This window comes from Streptomyces sp. NPDC026589 (genome assembly GCF_040638385.1).
Taxonomy (GTDB): Bacteria; Actinomycetota; Actinomycetes; order Streptomycetales; family Streptomycetaceae; genus Streptomyces.
The window spans coordinates 38,509-63,911 of sequence record NZ_JBEZYG010000020.1 but is presented as its reverse complement, the minus strand read 5'-3'; the positions used below and the strand labels follow the sequence as shown (position 1 = coordinate 63,911).

Annotated in this window: 21 protein-coding genes, 4 pseudogenes and 1 CRISPR repeat array; of the genes and pseudogenes, 8 read left to right on the top strand and 17 right to left on the bottom strand. The window is 70.2% G+C overall.

The window, feature by feature from the left end:
• Positions 1–89: 89 nt before the first annotated feature.
• From AB0F29_RS29530 to AB0F29_RS29510, 5 genes are all read right to left on the bottom strand, one after another.
• A complete protein-coding gene (locus AB0F29_RS29530; RefSeq protein WP_361878419.1) occupies positions 90–389 on the bottom strand; it encodes a helix-turn-helix domain-containing protein in 300 nt (99 codons plus the stop codon).
• Positions 390–512: 123 nt separating this feature from the next.
• Positions 513–1,340: an NAD(P)-binding domain-containing protein gene (locus tag AB0F29_RS29525; protein ID WP_361878173.1), complete on the bottom strand. Its 828-nt coding sequence runs from the start codon at positions 1,338–1,340 to the stop codon at positions 513–515.
• Between the two features lie 275 nt (positions 1,341–1,615).
• Complete coding sequence (locus AB0F29_RS29520) at positions 1,616–2,335, bottom strand: DUF433 domain-containing protein (RefSeq protein ID WP_361878170.1); 720 nt, start codon at positions 2,333–2,335, stop codon at positions 1,616–1,618.
• 4 nt (positions 2,336–2,339) lie between these two features.
• A complete protein-coding gene (locus AB0F29_RS29515; RefSeq protein ID WP_228925705.1) occupies positions 2,340–2,459 on the bottom strand; it encodes a DUF397 domain-containing protein in 120 nt (39 codons plus the stop codon).
• Positions 2,422–3,336: a helix-turn-helix transcriptional regulator gene (locus AB0F29_RS29510; protein WP_361878417.1), complete on the bottom strand. Its 915-nt coding sequence runs from the start codon at positions 3,334–3,336 to the stop codon at positions 2,422–2,424. Before AB0F29_RS29510 ends, AB0F29_RS29515 begins: the two co-directional genes overlap by 38 nt.
• A gap of 167 nt (positions 3,337–3,503) precedes the next feature.
• On the opposite strand from AB0F29_RS29510, the gene AB0F29_RS29505 reads away from it, so the two are divergent.
• Both AB0F29_RS29505 and AB0F29_RS29500 read left to right on the top strand, forming a co-directional pair.
• Positions 3,504–4,055 carry an ATP-binding protein gene (locus tag AB0F29_RS29505; protein ID WP_361878167.1) on the top strand — a complete coding sequence of 184 codons (552 nt, stop codon included), beginning with the start codon at positions 3,504–3,506 and terminating at the stop codon, positions 4,053–4,055.
• A 314-nt stretch (positions 4,056–4,369) separates the two neighbouring features.
• Positions 4,370–5,014 carry a hypothetical protein gene (locus AB0F29_RS29500; protein ID WP_361878164.1) on the top strand — a complete coding sequence of 215 codons (645 nt, stop codon included), beginning with the start codon at positions 4,370–4,372 and terminating at the stop codon, positions 5,012–5,014.
• Between the two features lie 35 nt (positions 5,015–5,049).
• Here AB0F29_RS29500 and AB0F29_RS29495 read toward each other — a convergent pair whose 3' ends face one another.
• The 4 genes from AB0F29_RS29495 to AB0F29_RS29480 form a co-directional block, all read right to left on the bottom strand.
• Positions 5,050–5,439 carry a VOC family protein gene (locus AB0F29_RS29495; protein ID WP_361878161.1) on the bottom strand — a complete coding sequence of 130 codons (390 nt, stop codon included), beginning with the start codon at positions 5,437–5,439 and terminating at the stop codon, positions 5,050–5,052.
• Complete coding sequence (locus AB0F29_RS29490; RefSeq protein ID WP_007447021.1) at positions 5,436–5,729, bottom strand: metalloregulator ArsR/SmtB family transcription factor; 294 nt, start codon at positions 5,727–5,729, stop codon at positions 5,436–5,438. Before AB0F29_RS29490 ends, AB0F29_RS29495 begins: the two co-directional genes overlap by 4 nt.
• Before the next feature lie 222 nt (positions 5,730–5,951).
• Positions 5,952–7,262: a CRISPR direct-repeat array (repeat unit 28 nt; unit sequence GGACCATCCCCGCGTGCGCGGGGACCAT).
• A gap of 299 nt (positions 7,263–7,561) precedes the next feature.
• Entirely contained in the window at positions 7,562–8,671 is a 1,110-nt protein-coding gene (locus AB0F29_RS29485; RefSeq protein WP_361878158.1) for a MarR family transcriptional regulator, read from the bottom strand.
• Positions 8,672–9,157: 486 nt separating this feature from the next.
• Entirely contained in the window at positions 9,158–9,397 is a 240-nt protein-coding gene (locus AB0F29_RS29480) for a helix-turn-helix domain-containing protein (protein WP_361878155.1), read from the bottom strand.
• A 166-nt stretch (positions 9,398–9,563) separates the two neighbouring features.
• Here AB0F29_RS29480 and AB0F29_RS29475 point away from each other — a divergent pair, with 166 nt between their 5' ends.
• Entirely contained in the window at positions 9,564–11,114 is a 1,551-nt protein-coding gene (locus AB0F29_RS29475) for a carboxylesterase family protein (RefSeq protein ID WP_361878152.1), read from the top strand.
• Between the two features lie 42 nt (positions 11,115–11,156).
• Here the strand turns inward: AB0F29_RS29475 and AB0F29_RS29470 are convergent.
• Positions 11,157–12,127, bottom strand: a pseudogene (locus AB0F29_RS29470) (IS5 family transposase).
• Positions 12,128–12,163: 36 nt separating this feature from the next.
• Positions 12,164–13,039, bottom strand: a complete 876-nt coding sequence (locus AB0F29_RS29465; protein WP_361878149.1) for an NAD(P)-binding domain-containing protein — start codon at positions 13,037–13,039, stop codon at positions 12,164–12,166.
• Between the two features lie 114 nt (positions 13,040–13,153).
• On the opposite strand from AB0F29_RS29465, the gene AB0F29_RS29460 reads away from it, so the two are divergent.
• The gene (locus tag AB0F29_RS29460; RefSeq protein ID WP_361878146.1) at positions 13,154–13,738 is read left to right on the top strand and encodes a TetR/AcrR family transcriptional regulator; all 585 of its coding nucleotides are present in this window, start codon (positions 13,154–13,156) and stop codon (positions 13,736–13,738) included.
• Between the two features lie 55 nt (positions 13,739–13,793).
• Here the strand turns inward: AB0F29_RS29460 and AB0F29_RS29455 are convergent.
• Positions 13,794–15,295: pseudogene (locus tag AB0F29_RS29455) on the bottom strand (MFS transporter).
• 821 nt (positions 15,296–16,116) lie between these two features.
• Between AB0F29_RS29455 and AB0F29_RS29450 the strand changes: the two are divergent.
• Positions 16,117–16,905, top strand: coding sequence for an ABC transporter ATP-binding protein (locus AB0F29_RS29450; protein WP_361878143.1), 789 nt, complete (start codon positions 16,117–16,119; stop codon positions 16,903–16,905).
• Positions 16,902–19,487 (top strand): FtsX-like permease family protein, encoded by a 2,586-nt coding sequence (locus AB0F29_RS29445; RefSeq protein ID WP_361878141.1) that lies wholly within the window; start codon positions 16,902–16,904, stop codon positions 19,485–19,487. The genes AB0F29_RS29450 and AB0F29_RS29445 overlap by 4 nt, the downstream gene beginning before the upstream one ends.
• 229 nt (positions 19,488–19,716) lie before the next feature.
• Here AB0F29_RS29445 and AB0F29_RS29440 read toward each other — a convergent pair whose 3' ends face one another.
• Positions 19,717–20,472: a nucleotidyltransferase domain-containing protein gene (locus AB0F29_RS29440; RefSeq protein ID WP_361878138.1), complete on the bottom strand. Its 756-nt coding sequence runs from the start codon at positions 20,470–20,472 to the stop codon at positions 19,717–19,719.
• A 92-nt stretch (positions 20,473–20,564) separates the two neighbouring features.
• Positions 20,565–20,705: pseudogene (locus AB0F29_RS29435) on the bottom strand (helicase associated domain-containing protein); the annotation flags it as partial.
• A 256-nt stretch (positions 20,706–20,961) separates the two neighbouring features.
• Between AB0F29_RS29435 and AB0F29_RS29430 the strand changes: the two are divergent.
• Together AB0F29_RS29430 and AB0F29_RS29425 are read left to right on the top strand one after the other, a co-directional pair.
• On the top strand, positions 20,962–21,342 hold the full coding sequence (locus AB0F29_RS29430) for a peptidase inhibitor family I36 protein (RefSeq protein ID WP_361878135.1): 381 nt from the start codon (positions 20,962–20,964) through the stop codon (positions 21,340–21,342).
• A 327-nt stretch (positions 21,343–21,669) separates the two neighbouring features.
• Positions 21,670–21,892 (top strand): annotated as a pseudogene (locus AB0F29_RS29425) (Cmx/CmrA family chloramphenicol efflux MFS transporter); the annotation flags it as partial.
• Between the two features lie 77 nt (positions 21,893–21,969).
• Here AB0F29_RS29425 and AB0F29_RS29420 read toward each other — a convergent pair.
• From AB0F29_RS29420 to AB0F29_RS29410, 3 genes are all read right to left on the bottom strand, one after another.
• A complete protein-coding gene (locus tag AB0F29_RS29420; protein WP_361878132.1) occupies positions 21,970–23,235 on the bottom strand; it encodes a hypothetical protein in 1,266 nt (421 codons plus the stop codon).
• A gap of 349 nt (positions 23,236–23,584) precedes the next feature.
• The gene (locus tag AB0F29_RS29415; protein ID WP_361878129.1) at positions 23,585–23,944 is read right to left on the bottom strand and encodes a hypothetical protein; all 360 of its coding nucleotides are present in this window, start codon (positions 23,942–23,944) and stop codon (positions 23,585–23,587) included.
• Between the two features lie 130 nt (positions 23,945–24,074).
• On the bottom strand, positions 24,075–24,749 hold the full coding sequence (locus AB0F29_RS29410) for a DNA-binding response regulator (RefSeq protein ID WP_361878127.1): 675 nt from the start codon (positions 24,747–24,749) through the stop codon (positions 24,075–24,077).
• Positions 24,750–25,403: the final 654 nt, after the last annotated feature.

Below are 25,403 nucleotides of genomic sequence, written 5' to 3'. Positions count from 1 at the left end.
CGGCGCAGGAAACCGCCCAGGACCACCTCGCACAAGCCGCCTGAACCCATCACCAACGCCCCGACCATGGCCCTGATCCGGCACGAAGTTCAGAACCAGCTTCTTATGCCTCGGCTGCTCTTTGCCGTGGGTGGGGACGATGTCGAGCTGGCGCATGCGCCGGTCGCCCGATCTCCCAGACCCTCGAGTGCCGAGTAGAGCTCGGCGCCTGCCTTGGTCAGTTCGTATTCGACTCGGGGCGGTGTCTCCTCGAACACGGTCCGCCGGACGATCCCGTCCGCCTCGAGCTCGCGAAGTTGCTGAGCGAGGACCTTCTCGCTGATGCCGGGGAGGCTGCGGCGCAACTCGCCGAATCGACGAAGCCGTTCGTCCAGCGCCCAGAGGATCAGCGCTTTCTACTTGCCCTCGACGACATCCATCGCGGCGTCGAGGGCACAGATGCAGGGCGGGTTACGCATCCGCCTCGTGGTAGCCGGGCTGCCCCCTTGTTCGTGGATGCTCCTGGTGCGGGATCAACTGGCGTCAACGGCACGGCGCATCCGCCACAGCGAGGCGCGCAGGTGCCCGGCCAGATCCGCGGGCACGCCCGCCTCCCCGGAGGCGGAGAGGATGTTCTCCAGGCCGGTCGCCTGCATCTCCGGGTTGTACTCGTCCGGAACGGTTTCGCTCGCGTCGGCCCCGGCGACCTTGATCGGCAGCATCTGCTCCATCCATGGCTGGAGCACCTCCTGCCGGAACGTCTCGACGTCGCCGCCTTCCGCGTGGACCAACGCCACGGCGTGATCGGCCCCGGCCCCCAGGCCGTACATGCCGCTCAGCGCGGCCATGTCGTACAGCGCCGCGAACCCCGGGTCCTCGCCCACCCAATGAGAACGGCCGATGGAGCCGAGCACAGGGGCGACACGTTCGAACACGTCTCGCGCACCGCTGTAGAGGACGAAGGCCCCCTGCGTCCCGACCGTCGCGGGTACGGCCATGATCCCGCCGGCCAGGAAGTGCACCCCGTACCCCTTGAGCCATCGGGCAAGCTCTCGCGCCTGCCGTACGGAGCCGCTGGTGAGGTTGACCAGGGTGCCACCGCCCAACTCCCGCACGGCTGGTGCGAGCGTCGCGCGGACACTGGCGTCGTCCAGGAGGCACACAACCGTCAGATCGCCGACGCTGATCGCCTCTTCAAGACTCGACGCCTCCCGCGCGCCCCGTGCAACCAGTTCACCCGCTTTCCCCGGAGTACGGTTCCAGACCGTCACCTCGCGACCGGCATCGAGGAGCGCGCTCGTCAGCGCTCGTCCCATAGCTCCCAGGCCGAGAATGCTGATTCGTTCATATCGCGTCTTCATGCAGAACACTGTTCACGCAGGATGGAACGCGATACAAGAACTGACTTGGAAGTGCGTGGTTACCCAAAGGTCAGTCACCTGGCCTGCGCCGGACCTGGGAGCCATGGGACGGAAGGCGACTACCGATGGTCAGTCCGGCCTACGGCCACGTTCGTTCGATGTCGCGGGCCTTGATGTGACCGCCTTTGGACAACAGGACCCACAACCGGCGGAAACGGTGGTCGATCCACTCCTCGTCCGCGACCCGGCGTCCGAGGTTGCAATCGAGGAAGAATTCAGGCGGTAAGCCGCACCACGGCTTCGCATAGTGCGCCCACCTGCTTGGGGGTCATGTCGAAGTCGTAGGCGATGTCCTCGACGGTCTCTCCGGCTTCCCACAGGTCAGTGATGGCCTGAACCGGGACGCGATTGGCGGCGATCACGGGCAGACCGCGACCGAACCGTGGATCGATCACCACCGGCACCGCTTCCCCGTACTGGCTGAGCTGCAGACTCGACGGGAAGTCGTCGTCCGCCTCCCACGTCAGGTAGCGAAGGTATTGCGCCACGACCTCCTGGATGGGGGCTTGGCCGTCCCTGGCCCGGCGGAGGTCCCCGAGACCGTGCTCGACGAAGATGTCCACGCCGTCCGTGGCGATGTGCTTGGAGACGAGGCCGTACGGGGTGTCGAAGGCCTCCCGTACGGCTGCCGCCGCCCTGATCTCGCTCATCCGCAGTCCCAAGGTCCTCAGGGACCGCAGCACGTGGGCTTCGGCCACTGCGATGAACGGTACGGAGGGCTGCCTCGTCCGCGTCGGCTCGACAGCGTGGACGAGCGGGGCCCCCGCCGCCTTCTCGTTCAGCCAGCTCTTGAGGGTCGTGTAGGGGATCTCAAGGTACGAGGAGGTCTCCGTGGGTGTCAGGAGCCCATCAGTAAATCTGTCGACCGTGATCTGTCTCCCGTATGCGGCTCCGCATCGTTGCGCACAACCTTGCCAGGGCCTGGCTGCGGACACATGCTCAGTGAGCGGCGACCGCTTCGACGAAGGCGGTCCAGGCGGCGGCCGGGAGGACGAGGGCGGGGCCGTGGGGGTTCTTGCTGTCACGGACGGGGACGACGCCGGGGAATCCGTCCGCCACCTCCACGCAGTTGCCGCCCTCCTCGTTGCTGTAGCTGCTCTTGCGCCAGGCGGCGGCGGTCAGATCGAGTCGGGATACTCGCTGCACGGTAATCAACCTCCAGCACGGATCGGATCAGGTCGAGTGACATCAGGGGAGGCAGTGCCATCGCCCTGAGGTGATGGTAGATCAGGACGAACCGTTCGACCTCGTCCGGTTCCTCGGTCAACTGGCCGTGGTGCGCACCTTCCGTGTAGGCGATCTCGGTGCCGTCCGGCATCACCAGTACGGAGAGGGAACCAGGCAGCGCGCCGTTCGCGCCCTGGTCGAACGGCGGTACTTGGACGGTGATGCCGGGCTTCTCCGCCATGCAGAGCAGCTTCTCCAACTGGCCGCGCATCACGGTCGCTCCACCGACCGATCGGCGGAGCACGGCCTCGTCGAGGACGATCCACAGTTCCGGCCGGTCTGGGCTGGTCAGCCGCACCTGGCGGTCGAGTCGGGCCGCAACACGCTCCTCCAAGTGTTCTGCGTCCCGCAGCGAGTGGCCCATGCTCAGCAGGGCCCGCGCGTACTCGGGGGTCTGCAGCAGACCGGGCACGGCATGTGAGGAGTACTCGCGGATCAGTGTCGCGCGGGCGGCGTACGCGATGAACGCCTGCAACCAGTCCGGGTACGCCTCCCGGTACACGTACGGCCACAGATCGATCAGCAGTTCGTCCGCCACCAGCTCCCTGTCCAGGGCCCGGGTCAGCTCCAAGGTCGGTTTCGCCCCGGTCGCGCGCTCGATCTGGGCGATGCGGCTGCCGACCACATGCGTGAGCGCGCCCACGTCGGTCTGGGTGAGTCCTGCCGCCGTACGCAACTTGCGTACGCGCGATCCGAAGAGCGCAGCCATGGAGGACTGCGGGTCAATGGGCTTGGCCACGGCGCTACTTCCGTTCCTTACGGCCTTCGAGGTAAGGCGCTGTCACCTTCCGAGGCTAGGCCGCACTGCCGACTCTTGAGTACAGAACGTCACGGAACTCGCACGTGTGGGTGATGTGAGGAGAGTCGAGTGAACGGATGGTCGGCATGACCGGCAAGAGGACGACCACGGCGGAGAAGACGGAGAGAGCGGAGCAGGCGGAGGGGGCCGATACGCGAGAAGCGGTCCGGCCCGTTCCGCGCGGCTTCGGGCTGACAGCCAACGGCTACGGCTCCCTGTCCCGGCAGTTCCCTTCCACGCCCCGGGGCGCGCGGCTCGCCCGCCTTTCCGTCGTGCGGCAGTTGGGTCACTGGGGGTTCGGGCCGATGACGGACGCCACGTGCGCGGTGGCCCTGGTGGTGGCGGAGCTGGCCGCCAACGCGGTGTGCCACGGGCGGCTCCGGGGGCGGAACTTCCATGTGCGGGTGGACTACGAAGGTCCAACCAGCCGCTTCCGCATCGAGGTCTCGGACGCCGTGCTCGGCCGGACGCCCGAGGACCCGAAGTTGCCGCCGGACGATCAGGAGTCGGGGCGCGGCCTGTTCCTGGTGGAGTGCCTGGCAGCGCGGTGGGGGTGGGAGCCCCGGAACCCGATCGGGAAGACGGTGTGGGCGGAGGTGGCAGCTGTCCGGCCGGACGGCGAGGGGTAGGAGGCGGGCGCGGAAGGCTCAACATCCCCCGAATGCAAGCCAGTTCGACACGCGCACGTGGGATATTGGATGCCACTGCTCTGAGACGGGGGTCTTCCATGAAGAGTGCGCGGCGAGCGCCGTTCCGGGTGTGGTTGGTATGGCTTCTGGTGCCTGTGTTGCTGGCGGTGGCCGGCTGCGGGGCGTCCGGGCGCAGGGGTGGGGGCGGAGGCGGGGGGCCGGACGCGGACTCCGGCCGGCCGCCTGCCTCCTCCGGGGCGAGGGATGGCGACGAATCGGGAGACTCGGGTGGCGGCCCCGGCGTTGAGCTGGGCGTGGATGTCAGCATCGGCGGCGGGAGCGGGAGCGGGGGTGCCGATGACGAGGGCTCGGGCGGTGACGGCGGAGACAGCGGCTCCGGCGAGGACAGTGGCTCCGGCGGGGACAGTGCGGTGGAGCAGCCGCCCGTGAGTGACCCGACGACGGAGGCGTTCCGGCGCGTACGGGTGGGAAGCTGTCTGCCCATTCACCGCACCGGGCCCGGTAGCGCCTGGAATGTCGACGTACCGCCCGAGGCCGTCTCCTGCGGCTCCACGCGTGCCGGTCTCTTCCGTGTCACGCGGACCGGGGGCAGCGATGTCAGCTGCGAGATGGGCAAGGGCCGTACGTCCTGGAGCTACCACTCCCGCACGGGGGCCGCGAAGCTCTGCCTGGAACGGGTCTGGGTGGAGCGCTACTGCATCCTCGGCAACAACACCAGTGACGGCATGTCGCTGGGCACCACCACCGCCGTCGACTGCCGGGCGAAGCGCGTACCCAAGCCGTACGACCATGTCCTGGTCGTCTCCGGCGTCTACCGCGCCCCGTCGGACGCCGGTTCCAAGTATTGCAGGGAGGGTTCGTCCGACCGGCGCACGTACTGGTCCCTGGTGGTAGCCAACCGCACGATCCTGGTCTGCTTCACCTACCCGAACCCCTGAGGGCGGTCCGGTCCGCGCCGGTCCTGGGCGCGGTGTCAGGAAGTGTGCATGATCTGGATGAGGTTGCCGACGGTGTCGTCCAGGACCGCAGTGGTGACGGAACCCATCTCCGTCGGCTCCTGGGTGAACCGCACGCCGAGCTTGCTCAGCCGGTCGAACTCCGCCTGTACGTCGTCCACGGCGAAGGCGGTGGCCGGGATGCCGTCCTCGACCAGGGCCGTCGTGTACGGCCGCACGGCGGGGTGCCTGTTCGGCTCCAGGAGGAGCTCGACGCCGTCGGGGTCCTCCGGCGAGACCACGGTCAGCCAGCGGTCCTCGCCGCCGACCGGCACGTCGTGCTTCTTCCGGAAGCCCAGTACGTCCGTGTAGAAGCGCAGGGCCTTTTCCTGGTCTTCGACGAAGACGCTGGTCAGGTTGATCCTCATGGGGTGCTCTCCGGTGCTTTTGGCCCGAGCCATCGGCTGACGATGTGCTCAAGGGGTTCGGTGTCGAGGTCGTGGAACTTGTAGCGACCCTGGCGGCGTGTGACGACGAGGCCCGCCGCTTCCAGGACGGCCAGGTGCTGGCTGACCGCTTGCCGGGACAGGCCGAGACCGTGTCTGGTGGCCAGCCGCGCGCATATCTCAAACAGGGTCTGACCGTTCCGTTCCGTCAGCTCGTCGAGGATGCGCCGCCGGGTGGGATCGGCCAGGGCCTTGAAGACATCGTCCGCCATGACTCCACAATAGGCAAGTAGCAACTTGCCTATCAAGGTGGGTCCGGTTGCCGGGCTCGGTTGTCGACGACTCGCGGAGCGTCGGCCATGGAGGGGGTCGGGGGAGAAGGGGTGCCATGGCGTGCGGGGAGCCCCCGTCGCTGAGGCAGGACGACTTGACTCCCATGGGCCCCGCACGCGCGGGGACCGTGCCCGAGGACGTACGTGTCCGAGTCCGCGTACGGGGCCACCCCCGCGTGCGCGGGGACCACGCCTCGGTGACCCCGCAGAAGGACGCCGTCGAGGGACCACCCCCGTGTGCGCGGGGACCACCGCCGCCGCCGGTAACCGGGGTCAGGACGAACGGGACCACCCCCGCGTGCGCGGGGACCACGCGAGCCCGGCTCCGCTGGCGTGGGCCGCTTCGGGACCACCCCCGCGTGCGCGGGGACCACCGAGTGGGCACAGAGCCCGGCTCGCGGCGAAAGGGACCACCCCCGCGTGCGCGGGGACCACACCGGCTTGCCGTCGCGGTCGAAGACCAGCTTGGGACCACCCCCGCGTGCGCGGGGACCACAGCCCCGCCCGGGGCGGAGCGTTCCGCACCCAGGGACCACCCCCGCGTGCGCGGGGACCACTACGTAATCGGGCCGGGCTGGACGTTGGACACTGGACCACCCCCGCGTGCGCGGGGACCATATCGTCACGAGCGGTGGCAGGACCCATTCCCCGGGATCACCCCCGCGCGCGCGAGGACCACCGAGATTCCCTGAGTACGGTATCGGCTCAGCCGGGACCACCCCCGCGTGCGCGGGGACCATCTGCTCCCGCAGTTGGCGCTGCTGGGGACCGAGGGGCCATCCCCGCGTGCGCGGGGACCATCCGATGGCCTGGATCATGGCGCGCGTGTGGTCAGGACCATCCCCGCGTGCGCGGGGACCATAGCCGCTGCCGGACATGAGCACCCTGCCCCTCGGGACCATCCCCGCGTGCGCGGGGACCATACGGCCAGGAGCTCTCCTGCTTCGCCCGCGGCGGGACCATCCCCGCGTGCGCGGGGACCATCTCGAGTGTGAGACCGCCCCGCGGTACTGGTCGGGACCATCCCCGCGTGCGCGGGGACCATTACGGCGAGCGCGGCCCGTGGAACGGGCTCCAGGGACCATCCCCGCGTGCGCGGGGACCATGACGAACCACCGGCCTTCCAGTTCGGCCAGTTGGGACCATCCCCGCGTGCGCGGGGACCATGCGTTCAGGTGGTTCACCGGCCTCGGCTCGCTGGGACCATCCCCGCGTGCGCGGGGACCATGTGCGTCGGCGGTTTGATGGTGAGGTAGCCGAGGGACCATCCCCGCGTGCGCGGGGACCATGCCAACCGTGCGCCAGTCCTTGAGGAACCACGGGGACCATCCCCGCGTGCGCGGGGACCATCCGCACCGGCACCCGGTGGGCGGGCGAGAGATGGGACCATCCCCGCGTGCGCGGGGACCATAAGGAGCAGCATGTCCATCGTTGACGACATTGAGGGACCATCCCCGCGTGCGCGGGGACCATAGTTCGTGACCTGCGGGTTTATGTGCCCGTGGGGCTGTTTTTACCCACTTCTTGAGAAACGGACATATCTCCTCGATGTGGTAAACCGTCCTGCCCTGGAGTTGGGCATGCACAGTGGTGATCCTGCCCTTTGCCGGTCGCGTGCGGCAACTCGTCTCTGCAAGAGGGAGGGCGTTCGCCGTCGTGTTCGGGATCTTGCGGAGATGCATGGCTGCCATGCGGGAGGTTCGGTGACCTGTCGTGCGCTGTGCCCGTGGTTTGTGTCGGTCGGGGGTGCGAGTTGGTCGTGGCGCTCGTGCTCAGACGGGTTTGAGCAGGTCGCGGAGGTTGCTCATGTGGGCCTTGACGTCGGCGATCTCGGCAGGGTGGGGCGGGGTCCCGTCTGCCGGGGAGTGGGCGGTGCGGCAGGGGCGGCAGAGGCCGTCGGGGAGGGCTTCCGGCCGGCCGGGGCGGCCGCAGCCGGTGCATTCCATGAGGATGCGGCGGGTTGCGGCGGGGGCAGCGGGTCGTGCGTTTTCGGTGGGGAGTTGGGGTGGGATCTTGTCGGTGAGGCGGCGGCGGACGAAGCCGAGAGGGCTGTCGACCTGGGCGGGGAGCCCTGCGGTCAGTGCACTGGTTAGGTAGTCGATGCTCACGCCTCTGGCGAGCCACTCCGTTGCCTGTGGTTCCAAGATTGCGCAGTCGTCGGCGGAGAGGGCCAGGCGGTGGTCGTCGCGGCCGAGGCGGGCCAGGGCGAGGTAGGCGGGAGACCGGCCGGCTCCGGGGGCTCGGGGCGTCGCGGGCACCGCGCCCGGGGCGGGCGGTGGGGGTAGCGCGGGATCGGTGTCCGGGGTCTGGGTCGGGGTGCGTTGGTGCGGTACGGCGGTGGGCTCGGGGGCCGGTTCCGTACCGTGCCTCTCCGGGGCGGGCAGCGGCGGCGGTTCCTCGGGCGGGGCCCACGGTGCGGGTGGTGCCGTGTCGGGCACGGACGACGGCGACGGCGTGGGGGCGGCGGCCAGCGCGGCCTTCTCGGTGGCGAGGTAGGCGTTCCACCACTCGTTGTCCCGGGCCGTGCGCGACCAGAACGTGCGGAAGACCCAGCGCGTCTCGTCCCCCGCACCGACGGCCGCGCACCGGACGCGCCGCAGATGCCCGGCGACGGACAAGGCGGTCAGCGCGGTGGAGATGGCCTGCTGGCCGTAGAGCGGGAGCTGCTTGGCCAGCGTCTTCACGCTCATCGCCGCGCCCTCGGGGAGGTGGTCGACGAACCCGGCCACATACCGTTCTCGCGTCGGCAGGAGAGCGAAATCATCGCGCGCACGCGGGCGTTGGTCCGGTGCGGAGCGCTTGCCGTAGCCGGGCTTGGCCATGGGGTACGCGGCGGAGAGTGCGGGAGCGGGCAGGGCGGAGCTAGTGTGCTGGGTAGCCACGGGATCGGCTTTCTGGGTTATCGATCTTGCGGTGAGACCCCGGCCTGGTGCGTCCAACACCGTGTCGGGGTCGTTTGGTTCTCGCACCGTAAGCAGTCGTGACGCTGTGCCGCAAGCTGTCACGATTAGTCATACTTGCTGACCGCTACGGGGGCGGGGGGTAGGGGAGGTTTTCCCAAACCCCTTCTTCTACCTACCGGTTAAAGAAGGCGCTCGAACCCCGGGGCCCGTATCCCGAAGCCCGAGTCCCGGCACCCGAGCTTCGGGCCAAAGCCCCACTCACGTACCCCGGAAGAGTGACCCCGACCGCCCCGAAGCCCGAAGCCCGAGCCCCGGGGGATGACTACGCATTGCGGGGACGCGTCGCCGCAATGCGTGGGACGGGCTTGACGGCCTCGGCGTCGTGCTGTTCCTTCTCTGGGGCTTCGGCTTCGCCCTCAGCAGGCGCGACGGCAGTCCTGTCGGGGCCTCCCTCGTCTGGCTCGCTCAGCCGCACGTGGGCGCGGACAAGGCTCTGTAGCGGCCCTGGCGGAGCGTGACGACCGGGCCCGCTGCCTCCAGGACTGCCAGGTGCTGGCTGACCACCTGGCGCGGCAGGTCCAGACCGTGTCTGGTCACCAGCCGCGCGCGTATCTCGAACAGGGTCTGACTGTTCCGTTCCGTCAGTTCGTCGAGGATGCGCCACCGGGTGGGGGCGGCCAGGGCCTTGAAGGCATCGCCCGCCATGCCCCCCGCAATAGGCAAGTACCGACTTGCCTATCAAGATGGTGGTGCCTCGTATCCACGCGGATGACGTCGCGTCGGCCGCCGGAGCCCCCGGCTGACGGTGCCGCTCCGCACGCCCACGGCGCCCGGCCGGGAAACCGGTCCGGACGGAACGAATGGAGTCCTCATGACGACAGGCAAACCATCCACAGCCGAAGCCGGGAGTGCGGGCCCGGCGGCTCGCACCGCGTCCGGTGCTGTCCGCGGACGAGCGGAGGGCGGCCTGGCCGTCTTCCGCGGCATTCCCTACGCGCGACCGCCGGTCGGCGAGGCGCGGTTGGCCGCCCCCCGTCCCCCGGAGCCCTGGGACGGCGTGCGCGACGCGTTCTCCTTCGGTCCGCCGCCGGTGCAGACCCCGATGCCGATGGTTCCGTCGGTCAACGCGGAGACGGATGCACCGGGCGGCGACGACTGGCTCACAGTGAACGTCTGGACCCCCGAACCGGCTGCGGGGGCGCGGCTGCCGGTCATGGTGTGGATCTACGGCGGCGGCTACACCATGGGTATGTCCAGCGAGTACGACGGCGCCAGGCTCGCCCGGGAGGGCGAGGTCGTCCTCGTCACCCTCAACTACCGGGTCGGCTTCGAGGGGTTCGGCCACATCGAAGGCGCTCCCGCCAACCGCGGCCTGCTCGATCAGATAGCCGCGCTGGAATGGGTACAGGAGAACATCGCGGCCTTCGGCGGCGACCCCGGCCGGGTCACGGTCTTCGGCGAGTCCGCAGGGGCGGGTTCCATCGCCGCTCTCCTGGCCATTCCGCGCGCCCGGGGACTGTTCGGCCGGGCCATCGCGCAGAGTGTGCCGGGAACCTTCCTCTCACCGGAACTGGCAGCGGACATCGCCTCCACCATCGCCTCCTCCCTGGGGGTGGAGGCGGCCATCACGGACCTCGCCGCCCTGTCGCCGGCAGCCCTCGCTCAGGCCACCGGCGCGCACGCCGCCGCATCCCGGCAGTACGCCCGGCGCTGGGGCGCCATCGCCGACACCTCCATGCTCATCTGCCCCGTCGTCGACGGCGACGTCCTGCCGGCGGCGCCCTGGCAGTCCGTGGCCGCGGGCTCGGCCCGCCAGGTGGAGCTGCTCACCGGACACACCCGCGACGAGTTCCGTTTCGCCCTCTTCCTCGGTGGACTCCTCGGCAAGGTGACCGAGGACCAGGCACGGGCCGCGCTCGGCACACTGGCCCCAGCCCCGGACGGCGAGCGGGTCTATCGCGAGGCCTTCCCGGACGCCTCGGCCGAGCGTCTGTACGAACTGGTGCACTCCGACTGGCTGTTCCGCATGCCCACGGTCCACCTCGCCGAAGCGCAGGCCGAGGCCGGCGGCCAAGTGCACGTCTACGAACTCACCTGGCCCGCGCCCGCCTTCGGCGGCATCGCCGGGGCCTGCCACGGTCTGGACGTCCCGCTCACCTTCGGCGACTTCACCACGGAGTTCAGCGCCACGTTCATCGGCGAGGAAGCCCGCGACGAGGCCGAGGCCGTGTCCGCCCACTTCCGCCGGGCATGGACCTCCTTCGCCACGGACGGCCTCCCGGGCTGGTCCCCGTACCGGGCCCCGAGCCGCCTCACCCGGCTCATGGACACCGACCCGGAGGTCGCCCCGTACGCCAACGAGGAATCCCGCCGCATCTGGGCGGACCACGCCTTCGCGGCCATGCCCCTGCTCAACCCGTAGAACGGTTCGAGGAGTGCCGGGCCCGAGGTCCTGTCTCTCCGATCACGACCGGAGCCAGATGAGGAGTGCCGCGGCGAGGAGTGCCGCGGCGGTGACGGTGCCCAGGTAAACGTATCTGCGCTTGTCATAGCGGGTGGCCACGGCTCTGAACAGCTTGAGCTTATTGATCGCCCTCTCGACCGTGTTGCGCTTCTTGTAGCGGTCCTTGTCGAAACCCGATGGCCGTCCGCCACGTGAACCACGCCGGAGACGGGCGGCCTTGTGGTCGTTCTTCTCCGGGATCACGTGCCGGATCCCGCGCTTCCGTAGATATGCGGGGGTATTGCGGTTGCTGTACGCCTTGTCGGCGGCAACGCTGTTCGGTGTGCGGCGCGGACGCCCGAGCCCCAGCCGGGGGACACGGATCTTGTCCATGACCGGCTCGAACTGCGTGCAGTCGGCCCGCTGCCCCGGCGTGATGAGCAAGGACAGCGGACGGCGGCGGCCCTCCGCACTCAGATGAATCTTGCAGGTCAGTCCGCCACGGGACCTGCCGAGAGCCTCGGCCGCCGCACCGGCTCCGCCAGGAGGAGCCGCGGACTCGCCGGTGTCGGCTCCGCGAACTGATCTTCGCGGAGCCCTCTTTCCTGAAGAACCCGGTTCCTGAAGAACCCGGCAGTGCGGACGGTGCCACCCCTGGGCGCCCCAGCGGCGTGCTGGTGGGCACGGACACAGGTGGAGTCGACGTTGATGTCCCCATCGATGTCACCCTCGGCGTCGGCCCGGGCCTGGACGTGCTGGAGGAGCCTCTCCCAGGTGCCATCGGCCGACCACAGTAAGTGCCGCTTGTGCACGGTCTTCCACGGGCCGAAGCGTTCGGGCAACTCTCTCCACTGCGCCCCGGTGCTGAGCCGGTGGAGGACCCCGTTGATCACCTGACGGTGATCCCGCCACCGGCCGCACCGACTGTTGGTCACCGGCAGCAGTGATCCCGGCACGGCCCACTCAACGTCGGTCAAGTCACCCCTACTGATCATGTCCAGACCAACAGATACCTCGCCGACCTGGAACTATGCCTTGGCCGTCTTCATCAGCTCCGCGAGGCGGGAGGCGCTGCCCGCCCCGTGTCCGGCATCCATGCCGCGTCGGAACAGAGCGGCCATAGCGGCCGGCAGAGTGGTGTCGACGCCCGCGTCGGCGTTGGTGTGCAGCACGTGTTCGACGCTGGCCATGCCCATGGCAAGCCGCTCCGCGTCGCCGCCGTGCTCGCCGGCGTCGATGCGTTCGGCGTAAAAGGAGAGGAAGCCCGGCATCCCGGTCAGCAGCTCGGTGGCGTGTGGGAGGACGTCCGTCGCCGTGAGTCCGTTGGCGTCGGCGAGCGCGATGGCCTGCCAGTATCCGAGCACGGACGTCCAGAACATGCCCACGACGATCTGGTACAGAAGCGCGGCCAGCCCGGGATCGCCGCCCCGGTAGTCCGTGTCGGTCAGGACTTCGAGAGTCGACCGGTGCGCCTCGAACACCTCGCGCGGCCCGCTGTAAAAGGTGGACGACCCGGGCTGTCCGATGTCCGTAGGCGAGGCGTTGACTCCACCGGTGAGGTGGACCCCGCCATGCTCGGACACCCACCGCGCTCCGGCGCGCGTCTTCTCCGGGGTGTCGGAACTGAGGTTGACGAGCACGCGGCCGGCCAGAGCGTGGGAAGCCGGCTCCAGCACGGCGTACATCGCGTCGTAGTCGGTGAGGGTCAGGACGACCAGCTCATTGGCGGTCAGGGCGTCTTCGGCGCTCTTTGCGAGTGCGGCGCCGCGCGCGACGAGGGCATCGGCACGGGACGCGGTGCGATTCCAGACGGTGACATGGTGTCCCTGCCCGAGTAAGGCGTGGACCATGGCCTGCCCCATGGGGCCGAGCCCGATGACGGTCACAGGCTGCTTGATGCTCATGGGGAAGACCTCCGCGGTACGAGTGACGAGGCGACTAAAACGAACGCTCTATCCAAGTGTGGAGGCAATGTAACACGGCTCTAAAACGAACGCTCTAACGAGTAGGGTGTGCACATGGGACAGGCCAGTACCCGGGACCGGATCGTCATCGCCGCAGCGCGCCTCCTGCAGCGCCAGGGCTATGTCGGCACGGGCATCAAGCAGATCGCCAAGGAGGCGGAGGCCACACTGGGCTCCGTCTATCACTTCTTCCCGGGCGGCAAAGAGGCCGTTGCCGTCGCCGCCATCAAGTACAGCGGCCAGGAGTTTGCCGCGGTCCTCCGCGACGCGCTGGACGGCGAGGAGGACCCGGGCGCGGGCGTTCAGGCCTGCGCCCAGCAGCTCGCCGAAGGACTGCGCGCGTCGGGTTGGACCGACGGCTGCCCGGTCACGGCAGCGGCACTGGAAACCTTGGGAACCGACTCGGAAATCCAGCAGGCATGCGCCGACGCACTGCGCAGCTGGGAGCAGGTGGTCACCGACAAGCTTCTGCGCTCCGGCTTCCAGGTCCACGACGCCCGGGAGTTGGCGACCACCGTCATCAGCGCCCTGGAAGGCGCCGAAGTGACGGCACAGGTCAACCGCAGCGAGGAACCACTGCGGGCGACGAGCCGACAACTGGCCCGCTTGATCGGTTCATACGGAGCATCCCACTCGTGAGGACTACTTGTGATCGGGGAGACAGGACCTACTACTGCAACCGCCGGTTGCAGTACTAGGAGGGGCTGTCCTGCCGGTCCGCCGCCCCCGCGGCCCTCGGGGCGGCGGCGGTCTCGGTGATGACCGGGAAGCGGCGCGGGGCCAGGGTGATCAGGGCGAGCAGGGCCAGGGCCGCGGCTCCGGCGGCCCCGATGTAGACGTGGTCCACCGCGGCGTCGACCGCCCGGCGCAGGTAGTCCGTCGCCGCCGCGGAGAGGGTGCCCGGGTCCTCCAGGGCGCGGGCGACCGCGTCCAGGTCGTCGGGGAGGCCGGCCACCGGGGCGTCGAGGAGGCGGGCGGCCAGTACGCCGTTGGCGACGGCCCCGAAGACCGCCGCGCCGATGCTCTGGCCGACCTGGCGGCAGAAGAGGACGGACGCCGTCGTCGTGCCGCGCTCCGCCCAGCCGACCGTCGACTGGACGCCCACGATCAGCGGGAGTTGGAAGAGGCCGAGGGCCGCGCCGAGCAGGAGCATGAGCAGCGCCGGGTGCCAGGGCTCGCCGGGGTAGGGGAGCAGAGGGAAGGCCAGCAGGACCAGCAGGGCGGCGCCGATGCCGATGATCGCGGTGAGGCGGAAGCCGATGCGGTTGTAGACCCGGTCGGACAGGGCCGCCGTGACGGGCCAGCTCAGCGTCATCACGGAGAGCACGAACCCGGCCGCTATCGGCCCGAGTCCCAGCACCGACTGGGCGTACGTGGGCAGGAAGACGGTCGGCGCGACCATCAGCAGCCCCAACGCGCCGAGCGCCAGGTTGACCGAGGCGATGGTGCGCCGACGCCACACCCAGCCCGGAATGATCGGCTCCGCAGCCCGCCGTTCGATGACGACGGTGAGCAGCGCCAGCACCGCGCTCGCCCCGAACAGGCCGAGTGAGGGCGCCGAGAGCCAGGGCCAGGCGACACCGCCCTGTACGAGCGCGGTGAGCAGCAGGGCGCCGGTCGCGAAGACGGCGAGCGCACCCGCCCAGTCGACGCGGGGCCGGACGGCGGGGCGGGGGCGGGCGGGTTCATGGAGGTGGCGGACCACCAGCCAGAGGGCGATCGCCCCGACCGGGAGGTTGATCAGGAAGATCCACCGCCAGTCGGCGTACCCGGCGAGCAGCCCGCCGACCACGGGCCCGGCGACCGCGGAGGTGGCCCACACCGTCGACAGCTTCGCCTGGATGCGCGGGCGTCCTTCAGTGGGTAGAGGTCGGCCGCGATGGTCTGGACCGTGCCCTGGAGCGCGCCGCCGCCCAGGCCCTGGACGATGCGGAACGCGATGAGCGCGCCCATGTTCCAGGCGGCCGCGCAGAGGATCGAGCCGATCAGGAACAGGATGATCCCGGCTATCAGGACCGGCTTGCGGCCGAAGGTGTCGGAGAGCTTCCCGTACAGGGGGAGCGTGACGGTGACGGCCAGCAGATAGCCGGAGAAGAGCCAGGAGAAGACGGTGAACCCGCCGAGGTCCCCGACGATCTGGGGGACGGCGGTGGACACGATGGTGCCGTCGATGGCCGCCAGCGCCATGCCGAGCATGAGCGCGGCCACGACGGGGCGGCGGCCCCGGGGGGTGGTGAGGGCGGGCGGCGCTTTCGTGCCGTCCCCGCCCGCGCCGGGGCCGGGGCCCGTACCCTCGCCGGGGCCCGAAGCCGTACTTGGATTCGCACCCGCGCCGGGACCCGCACCCGCACCCGCTCCGGGACCCGCACCCGCTCCGGGGCCCGTACCCGCACCCGCGCCGGGGCCGGGGCCGGCTTGAGCTTCCGCGTCCGTACCGATTCCGTCCGTACCGATTCCGCCCGTGCCGGTTCCGTCCGCGCCGGGGGCGGAGCTCGCCGCTGTGCCGTCCGCGCCCACGTCGCTCTCGTCGTCCGTGCCGCTCACCGGGTTTCCTTCCCTATGCACGTATCTCCCGGGGCACTGTCTCATCCGGGAGCGCCGTACGGGGCGGGACGAGGAGAACGGTCGAGGGTTCGGCGGGGGGAGGGGCAGGGGAAAGGCACGGTGGGCAAGGGGGGCAACGGCGGACCCCTCCGCTCCGCTTGGGTGGCCGCCCCGCCCGCGGTCCCGCCGGGGCGAACGGTGCCCCTGACCTCGTCTCCCCCTGGGGGACGAGTCCCCTAGGGGGCGCCCCCTCATAGTGGCCAGGGCCCGTTCCTCCCGGCGGAGGACGTGGCGCCGGGGGGCGTTTCCTTAACCTGTTCTTACGTCGCCGCTAGGGCCCGTCGCAGGGGGGAGGGTGGGGAAAACCCCACCTGAAGACTGCGCTGGGCACCATCGCGCCGGACACCGTCCAGAACCCAGACTCGGACCGTACCCAATGACGTCCAGTCATCGACCGGCATAGGAGAAATACCGTGACAACGGCTGTGACCATTCCCAGGCACGGGGGCACTGGAGGGCGTACGGCCGTCGCGGCGCGAGCGCGGCAGGTCGTGAAGGCGTACGGAACCGGGGAGACCCGGGTCGTCGCGCTCGACCACGTCGATGTGGACATCGCCCGCGGGCAGTTCACGGCGATCATGGGCCCGTCCGGCTCCGGCAAGTCGACCCTGATGCACTGCCTGGCCGGGCTCGACACGGTGACGTCGGGCGAGATCTATCTCGACGAGACCGAGATCACCAAGCTCAAGGACAAGAAGCTCACCCAGCTCCGGCGCGACCGGATCGGGTTCATCTTCCAGGCGTTCAACCTGCTCCCGACGCTCAACGCGATCGAAAACATCACGCTCCCCATGGACATCGCGGGCCGCAAGCCCGACGCCGCCTGGCTCCAGCAGGTCGTGGACACGGTCGGGCTCTCCGAGCGTCTCAAGCACCGCCCCACCCAGCTCTCGGGCGGTCAGCAGCAGCGTGTCGCCGTCGCCAGGGCGCTGGCCGCCCAGCCGGAGATCATCTTCGGTGACGAGCCCACCGGAAACCTGGACTCCCGCGCCGGGGCCGAAGTCCTGTCCTTCCTCCGCAAGTCGGTCGACGAGCTGGGCCAGACCATCGTCATGGTCACCCACGACCCCGTCGCCGCCTCCTACGCGGACCGGGTGCTGTATCTCGCCGACGGTTCCATCGTCGACGAGATGCTCAACCCGACCGCGGACCAGGTCCTCGACCGCATGAAGCACTTCGACGCACGCGGGCGGACGTCATGACTGTCTGGAAGACCTCGGTGCGCAACTTCCTCGCGCACAAGGGCCGGATGGCCCTCTCCGCCGTGGCGGTGCTGCTGTCCGTGGCGTTCGTCTGCGGCACGCTCGTCTTCACCGACACGATGAACACCACCTTCGACAAGCTCTTCGCGGTGACCTCGCCCGACGTCACCGTCAGCCCGAAGGCGGCCGGCGAGGCCGACGAGCAGCCCGACAACGGCAAGCCCGCCTCGCTGCCCGCCTCCGCCGTCCAGGAGGTCGCGAAGGTCGACGGCGTGAAGAAGGCGGAGGGCGCCGCCCTCTCCATGGCGGTCACCGTCGTCGACAGCGAGAACAAGAACATGGGCTCCGAGACCGGAGCCCCCACCATCGCGAGCAACTGGACCGAGAACGACCTGCGTTCGATGGAGATCACCTCCGGGCACGCACCCCGCGGCCCCACCGAGGTGATGGTCGACGCCGACACCGCGAAGAAGCACAAGCTCAAGACCGGTGAAGAGCTGCGCATCATCGCCGCCACCGGTGACATCACGGCGAAGATCAGCGGCATCGCGTCCTTCACCGTCACCAACCCGGGCGCGGCCATCGTCTACCTCGACACCGCCACCGCCCAGAAGCAGCTGCTCGGCGCCCCCGACGTCTTCACCCAGATCCTGGTGAGCGCGGAGAGCGGCGTCAGCGACACCCAGCTGAAGAAGAACATCGCCACCGCCCTCGACGGCTCCGGCGCGTACAAGCTCCAGACCCAGCAGGAGGCCTCGGAGGCCAACAAGGACTCCATGGGCGCCTTCCTGGACGTCATGAAGTACGCGATGCTCGGCTTCGCCGGAATCGCCTTCCTCGTCGGCATCTTCCTCATCGTCAACACCTTCTCGATGCTGGTCGCCCAGCGGACCCGCGAGATCGGTCTCATGCGGGCCATCGGCTCCAGCCGCAAGCAGGTCAACCGTTCCGTGCTGGTGGAGGCGGTCCTCCTCGGCATCGTCGGCTCCCTGCTCGGCGTCGCGGCCGGCGTCGGCCTCGCCGTCGGCCTGATGAAGGCGATGGGCGCGGTGGGCATGGAGCTGTCCACCGGCGACCTCACCGTCGCCTGGACGACCCCGGTGGTCGGCCTCGTGCTCGGCGTCGTCGTCACCGTCCTCGCCGCGTACATCCCCGCCCGCCGGGCCGGCAAGGTCTCGCCGATGGCCGCGCTGCGCGACGCCGGGACCCCCGCTGACGGCAAGTCCGGCTGGATCAGGGCCGGTATCGGCCTGTTCCTGACGGCGGCCGGCGGTGCGGCCCTGTGGGCGACGAGCCAGGCGGACAAGGCCACCGAAGGCTCGATGTTCCTCGCCCTCGGCGTGCTGCTGACCCTGATCGGCTTCATCGTGATCGGCCCGCTCCTGGCCGGTGTGGTGGTGCGCGCCCTGAGCGTCGTCGTCCTGCGGCTCTTCGGCCCGGTCGGCCGGCTGGCCGAGCGCAACGCCCTGCGCAACCCCCGGCGTACGGGAGCGACCGGAGCCGCCCTGATGATCGGGCTCGCCCTGGTGGCCTGCCTCTCCGTCGTCGGGTCCTCCATGGTGGCCTCGGCCACCGAGGAGCTCGACAAGTCGGTCGGAGCGGACTTCATCGTCCAGGACAGCGGCGCCGGGCGGCCGATCGTGCCCCAGGCCGCCGAGGCACTGGACGCCGTGCCGCACCTGGAGCACATGACGAGCTACACCTACCTCAAGGCGAAGATCACCGCCCCCAACGGAAAGACGGAGGACGACGGGATCACCGCCGCCGACCCGACGTACCAGCAGGACGTCCGGCGCACCGCACTCTCCGGCGACCTCTCGAAGGCGTACGACAAGAACGCCATGTCCGTCGGCGAGGACTACGCCGAGAAGCACGGGGTCAAGGTCGGTGACACCCTCACCGTCGCGTTCAAGGCGGGGGAGACGGCGAAGCTGAAGGTCGTCGCCATCACCTCCGACGACACCAACATCGACCGCGGCGCGATGTACACCAATCTCACTACGGCGGCGTCCTACGTCCCGGCCGACCGGATGCCGCAGAACGTGGCCATGTTCGGCAAGGCGGAGGAGGGCAAGGAAAAGGAGGCGTACGCGGCCCTGAAGAGCGTCATGGCCGAGTACCCCGTCTACAAGGTGCAGAACCAGGCCGACTTCAAGGAAGACCTGAAGGACCAGATCGGCCAGTTGCTGAACATCGTGTACGGCCTGCTCGCCCTGGCGATCATCGTCGCGGTGCTCGGTGTGGTGAACACCCTCGCCCTGTCCGTGGTCGAACGGACCCGCGAGATCGGCCTGATGCGCGCCATCGGGCTCTCCCGCCGCCAGCTGCGCCGCATGATCCGGCTGGAGTCCGTGGTCATCGCCCTCTTCGGGGCGCTGCTCGGACTCGGACTCGGGATGGGCTGGGGCACCGCGGCCCAGAAGCTGCTGGCGCTGGAGGGCCTGGAGGTCCTGGAGATCCCGTGGCCGACGATCCTCACGGTCTTCGCCTGCTCCGCCCTCGTCGGACTGTTCGCCGCTCTCGTCCCGGCTTTCCGGGCGGGCCGGATGAACGTCCTGAACGCCATCGCGACGGACGGATGAGCCGACGTCCTCCCGACTGCGGTGACCCTCCGGGCGTCACCGTAGGATGACCCGCAGGCCCCGGGACGTTCCTCCAAACGTCCCGGGGCCGAGCGCGTTTCCCGCCCCGGCAGGTGATGGACACACCACTGGGAGTCCTCTGGCCTCAGCTGAGCGCAGTAGGCTTTTTCCATCTGCCGAGACCCCGTGACCGCTGGTATCGGTGCCTCTGACGTTGGTGTTCAAGGTGTCAGCGGTCGACGTAGCCTTCGCGGAGAGGGCCGCCTGTCAGGTTCAGCACGCGCATGACTGAAGTCGTCAACGGTGTCGGGTCAGCGTGTCTGGCCAGGGCGAGGTGTCCGTCGAGTAGGTGCTGGCCCAGGTCGGGATCAGCTGCTTTCAGGCGCCTGGGCAGCCATTTTCCGGCGCCGTTCCACGCGCGATGGTGCGCGGTGAGCAAATGCGCCGCTTGGCGCAGGACTCGGTCTGCCACCGCCAGCTGTTCGTGCGGGTCGCTGTGGGGGCCGGTGTCGGTGAGGTCGTCCAAGAGGTCTGTGAGCAGGGCTCGCTGGGCATCACGCTCGGGCCCTGTCAGGGCATCTGGGCCTGCTGCCAACAGGGCTTCAGCTTCTTGGCGAAGCGCCTCGACATGACCGTCGGCGTCGTGGAGAACGATGGAATCGGCGAAGAGGAAGAGTGCTGTGGCCCTGCGCGTTGTACGGCTTTCCGCGAAGGCGGTTCGCAGGTCGGAGCGGCTGTTGAGAAAGACCTCGGCCAAGCGCTCGTCGTGATGAAGCACCTCACGACGTCTCCTGCCGTGATCAGGGAGAAGGACGGTGATGTCGAGGTCACTGCTGGGAGTGGACTGACCGCGGGCGGCGGAACCGCCCAGCACCGCGCCGGTCGCTTCCGGATAGCGCGCGGAAACGAGTCGGGCAGCCGCACGGACGTCTGCGTCTGCTTGGTCGGAACCGAGCCCCTGGCAGGGGTGGGGCTGGAGATTCATGGCCGCCATCGTGCCAGGTCGGGGCGGGTCGGGCCGCTTCGAGCGAGGACCGCAGCGGCCCTGCCCCCGGGCGGAGCCGGTCGCTGTCGGGGTCAGGTCGCTGCCGCCCGCTCCACCCCGAGCGCGGCGAGCTGCTCGCGCTGCTGATCGCTCAGCTTCCCCCGCCTGCTGCGGGTGTTGCTGATCCAGGTTTCGAGCCGGACCGGTCCGCGACTGCCGCCGTTCGGTGCGGGCCGCGCGCAGTGCCTTCAGCCTGATGCGCGGCTTCTACGGGGGCGCGGATGTGCGCCGGTGCGCGAGCCGGTACGTGCCGGCCTGGCCGAAAGTGCCGAGCGCTCGGCTGTGGGGGTGGTTCTGACTGCCGTGCGGGTGGGGGAAGACTTGGCGGCCTGCCGGCAGGCGTATGAGGGAGGTGATCAGACCGGAACTGTTCCGGTCACTGGAGGCGGGCACCCGTTTCGGGGAGTCCGAAAGCTTGGGGAGTGCGTAATGAAGTTCAAGGCTGCCGCGCTGGCTGCGGCTCTCACCGCCGGACTGACCATGACGGCCGTGCCGGCCGCAGCGACACCGACGGCACCGGGCGTCCAGGCCGCCTGGGACTGCCCGTCGGGCAATATCTGCCTGTACGACGAGGCAGGCGGTGTGGGGCGCTTCTACACCGCGACGGACGGCTGCTGGTTCGACAACATCGGTCTCGCGGGCGGCGGTGACCGGGCCACATCTGTCTTCAACCGCACCGGTCACCGTGTGAACCTCGCGAACTGGAACGGCAGCGCCTGGGAACACCTTGTCCACGCCAACCCCGGCGAGGGCTTCACCCTCCCGGCCTCGGCGGACAACAGGACCGACGCCGTCCACGTCATCTGCTGACACCATTCGCAGCTACCCCCTGGCACGGGACGCCGGTCAGGGGGCCCTGTCCAAAGTCGGAGGTCGACGACCCGCGACGGCAGCCGGCTGGTTGGCCCGTCAGGGCAGTCTCCGGACTCTCGTTCCGGCCGTCAGGCCGTGGCCCAGTCGACGCCGAGCGCGGCGAAAGCCGCCCGCTTTCTCGCTGGTGTCTGCGGCAAGGGATCTGAGAAGTGCTTCCTCAGCGGGTGGCGACACAACGGCGGGCGCCTCGTGAGAATACCCAGCCCAGCCCAGCCCAGCCCAGCCCAGCCCAGCCCAGCCCAGCCCAGCGAAACGAGACTCAGCACCGTGGTGATCACGGCGCTCGCCGTCGGCGGTGTCTTCTGCGCGTTCAGCTATCTCGCACCGCTGCTGACCGATGTCGCGGGACTGGAAGTTGGCTGGGTTCCCTGGATGCTCGGGCTGTTCGGGATCGGCGCGGTGATCGGCGGCCGGGTCGCGGACGCACACCTCTGCGCTCAACGCCCGGATGTCCAACCTGGCGGGCGCGGCCCCCACCCTGGCCGGTGGCGGGGCCGAGGCCCGCGGCGGCGGACGCGGCCGAAAGGGCCTGACCGCCCGCGCGCCCCGTCCCCGCCGGTCGGGTCAGCGTCCGCTTCGCCGGAGTGCCGCGAACGGCTGCGGCTCGAAGCCGGGGACGACGGAGGTGCCGAGGACGGTCAGACCGGCCCCGTCGCTGACGACCGTGCTCGCCGAGTTCTCGGACGGGCCCGTGGTCGTGGGCTGCGGCAGGTCGAGCATCGTCCAGCGGCCCGCCCCCGAGCCGTCGGCGAGCCCCGCCCGCGTCGGCGTCCACTGCCAGGCCAGCGCATCGCGTCGCTCGCCGAGCGTCTGGCCGACCACGGCGATACCGCCGCCGCGCACGGCCGTCACGTCGAAGGGCCGGGCATGGACGTCCGGCACCTCGACCGTGCGCCACCGCGTCCCGTCGTAACGGGCCACGAGCGCCCGGGTCGTTCCGTCGGCCGGGGCCCAGTCCTCGGCGACCAGCCACACCTCGCCCGCCGGGGTGACCGCGAGCCCCTGGGCGTGGCCGGGGCTGTCCGTCACACCGGCGGCCGAGACCTGGCTCCAGGACGTGCCGTCGTAATGCATGAGGAGCGGGCCGCCGGTGTTCCCGTCGTATCCGGCCGCCCAGACGTCGTCGGCCGAGACCGCCCGCACCGAATTCAGGTACCAGTAGTCGCCCCCGAGCTCGGGAAGCGGCACGTCGCGCCACGCGGTCCCGTCGTAGTGCCTGGCGATTCCGGCGTTCCGGGACTCGATGATCCAGCCACCCTTTTCCTCGTTCCAGGTGCGTGACACCTCGATCTGCGCGAAGCCCACGGCCCAGGCGCCGTCCGCGCTCGTGTCGACGTCCAGCAGTGCTCCCGCCTCACCCTTGGCCGGCAGCTCGGCAGCAACGACGCTCCACCGCGTACCGTCGTAGTGCTGGGTGAAGATCTGCCCGTCGAGCGCGGAGGCGTCGTCGCCCACCAGCCAGACGTCGTCCGGCCCGTCCGCGTCGATCGCGTTGACCCGGCTGCTGACGGCCCCCGCCGCCTCCGAGGCCGCCGCCACGGGCCGCCACGTACCCCCGACCGACTCCCGTTCGGCCACCACCGGGCGGAACCGGTGCACCTTGCCCTCCCTGTGCACGGCGAATCCGGCGGCCAGGGTGCGCCCCTGCCCCACGCCCACGGCGTCCGTGAGGTTGGCGTCGGTGAACGGCAGCGGCTGGGCCGTCCAGCGAGCCGGAGCATCGGTGTTCCGCGTCTGCGCGGACGCGGGCAGTGACGTGAGCAGAGCGGTGGAGAGTACGGCGACGGCAGCGGCCTTGAGCAGCGAGCGGCGGGTACGGGCGGTCCGCATACGGGTTCCTTCCGGCAGGGGGTCTCGCCCCGGTAAGTGCGCCGGCCCGCCGCTCGGGTTGCACCAGGCACGCAAGTCGCCCCCGGCGGCGGCCCGCTACTCCGGCACCGGCCGCCCCTTCGGCTGCCGCAGACCTGCCGCAGACCTGCCGCCGTGATGCGGGCAGGCCGCCGCCCGGATACCGTCGAGGGCTTCGTTGCCCTTCTGCGTGAATGGGGCGCCAGTGGTCACGGAGGCCGCTCACCGTGGCTGAGGTCTTGTGGGGCTGCCCCAAGAGACGATCCCTCGGGAGGACGGCGGCCTGGGACACAGCGCCCGCCGAGCGAAAGGTCTACACCGCGAGAATCGGTCACGCGGCGTAGAACCACATGCTCGTCCCCATGACTAGTGGGATCGGGCACGCCAGGACTGCCAGCAGGAGGCTGCGTGTGTCAGCGGACATGCGTTTCACCGCCGGTGCCAGGCGGACCGCGACGAGCACGGCCGCACCACCGAACGGGCCGGCGAAGCAGTGCAGGAGGAAGCCCCCCACCGCCATGCCCTCCGCCGCGCTCCACAACGCTGTCATCCCGACCATGAAGCCCAGGAAAGCGAGGGACGACATCGTCAGCACCCACAGCCCTGCGGCAAGGAGCACCACGGGGGTGCGCCGACGCGGCGGAGGGATCCGGGCGGGTCCGTAGAGAGCGTCGTACGCGCGAGGGTCCATGCCCTGATCCTCGCCAGTTCCCTGCCGCCCGAGCATGAGGTGGATTACTCAGACCGAGCGCCACCTCGTGCTTACTCAGTCGTCCCGCTCAGACCGAACTCAGGTCCAGGCGAGCTCAGGTCCAGCCGCGCTAGATCCAGCCGCGCTCCCGGGCCAGCAGTGCGGCCTGCGCCCGACTGGCCGCGCCGAGCGTCTGCAGCAGATCGGCGACGTGCCGCCGATAGGTGCGTACCGACACCCCCAGTTCCCGTGCGCCCGCCTCGTCCTTGCCGACCGTGCACATCGACACCAGCACCCGTCGCTCGATGCCGGACGGGCGAGGGGCGGCAGCGCCCTCGCCGCTCCCCGGGCCGCCGCCCGCCCGGGGCAGCTCGTCGGCCTGGTCCCAGATCCGTTCGCAGAGGGAAACGATGCTGGAGACCAGGCCGCTGCGGTGGGCGAGGAGCGCGCCCCGCGAGGTGTCGGGAGGCGGTGTACCGGCCCCCTGCTCCGCGCGTAGACCGTCAATGACGTGCCGCGACCGGGTGACGCGACGCAGCTCCTGGTGGAGTGCGTGCAGCCGGAGGTCCACCAGCCGGGTGAGGGCCACCTCGGGATCCGCCGGGAAGATCCGCCGCTCGGCGTCCTCGTCGCGCAGCAGCCCCAGCTCCTGGAGCCGGGTGATCCGGGCGTGCGCCTCCCGGGGGCGGGAGTGCGACAGGAGGGGGAGGTCGTCGGCGCGGGTGCCGGGGTTGCGCAGGAAGTGCCGGTAGATCTCTTCCTCGGCCTCCGGGACCCCGAAAGCAGACAGCTCGTTCTCGCCCACGTACGCCCCCGATGCCTGGTGCCGTGGAGGCGTACGCCGAGGGGATCGCCCCGCGCCGCCCGTCCCGGCCGCTGCTCGCTCCGCCCGTGCCCCGTGCCCTGTGCCCTGTGCCCTGTGCCCTGTGCCCTGTGCCCTGTGCCCTGTGCCCTGTGCCCTGTGCCCTGTGCCCTGTGCCCTGTGCCCTGTGCCCTTGACCGTGCCCCTTACCGCATGGGTGGCGCGCCGGTCGACGTATCCGTCCGCGTGTCGGTGCAATGGTCGGGCAAAGACTAGACGCTCGGGACGCTCCTGTGAGGATCCCCGGCAGAACTGCGCGCAGGCCGGAGACGAACGGTGCGCGACCGGCGACGAGCGGCGGTGACGGCGCGACGGGCGGCGGCCCGGGCGTGAACCGGGCGGCCCGGGCGTGAACCGGGCCGCCCGGATCAGGCGTGAACCGGGCGGCCCGGCCGGAGATACGGGCGGCAGGACGGCGGCCGCACGGGGGCAGGACGGCGGCCGCACGGGGGCGGCACAGACCGCGGGCTCACCGGTTGCGGGCGCGACTGTCGTCCCCGGGTCGTACTCTGGAAGCCACCCCGGCCCCCGGGGGTGCCCGGCGGTTCGGGCACCCCTGACGTGTCGGGCCCTTCGCGTTGCCCCGGTAGCAGCCGG

Coding starts and splice junctions, on each gene's coding strand:
- AB0F29_RS29525 (WP_361878173.1), bottom strand. CDS start 1,340: ATGAAGACGCGATATGAACGAATCAGCATTCTCGGCCTGGGAGCTATG.
- AB0F29_RS29510 (WP_361878417.1), bottom strand. CDS start 3,336: ATGGCTGCGCTCTTCGGATCGCGCGTACGCAAGTTGCGTACGGCGGCA.
- AB0F29_RS29505 (WP_361878167.1), top strand. CDS start 3,504: ATGGTCGGCATGACCGGCAAGAGGACGACCACGGCGGAGAAGACGGAG.
- AB0F29_RS29495 (WP_361878161.1), bottom strand. CDS start 5,439: ATGAGGATCAACCTGACCAGCGTCTTCGTCGAAGACCAGGAAAAGGCC.
- AB0F29_RS29490 (WP_007447021.1), bottom strand. CDS start 5,729: ATGGCGGACGATGTCTTCAAGGCCCTGGCCGATCCCACCCGGCGGCGC.
- AB0F29_RS29480 (WP_361878155.1), bottom strand. CDS start 9,397: ATGGCGGGCGATGCCTTCAAGGCCCTGGCCGCCCCCACCCGGTGGCGC.
- AB0F29_RS29475 (WP_361878152.1), top strand. CDS start 9,564: ATGACGACAGGCAAACCATCCACAGCCGAAGCCGGGAGTGCGGGCCCG.
- AB0F29_RS29465 (WP_361878149.1), bottom strand. CDS start 13,039: ATGAGCATCAAGCAGCCTGTGACCGTCATCGGGCTCGGCCCCATGGGG.
- AB0F29_RS29460 (WP_361878146.1), top strand. CDS start 13,154: ATGGGACAGGCCAGTACCCGGGACCGGATCGTCATCGCCGCAGCGCGC.
- AB0F29_RS29445 (WP_361878141.1), top strand. CDS start 16,902: ATGACTGTCTGGAAGACCTCGGTGCGCAACTTCCTCGCGCACAAGGGC.
- AB0F29_RS29440 (WP_361878138.1), bottom strand. CDS start 20,472: ATGAATCTCCAGCCCCACCCCTGCCAGGGGCTCGGTTCCGACCAAGCA.
- AB0F29_RS29430 (WP_361878135.1), top strand. CDS start 20,962: ATGAAGTTCAAGGCTGCCGCGCTGGCTGCGGCTCTCACCGCCGGACTG.
- AB0F29_RS29420 (WP_361878132.1), bottom strand. CDS start 23,235: ATGCGGACCGCCCGTACCCGCCGCTCGCTGCTCAAGGCCGCTGCCGTC.
- AB0F29_RS29415 (WP_361878129.1), bottom strand. CDS start 23,944: ATGGACCCTCGCGCGTACGACGCTCTCTACGGACCCGCCCGGATCCCT.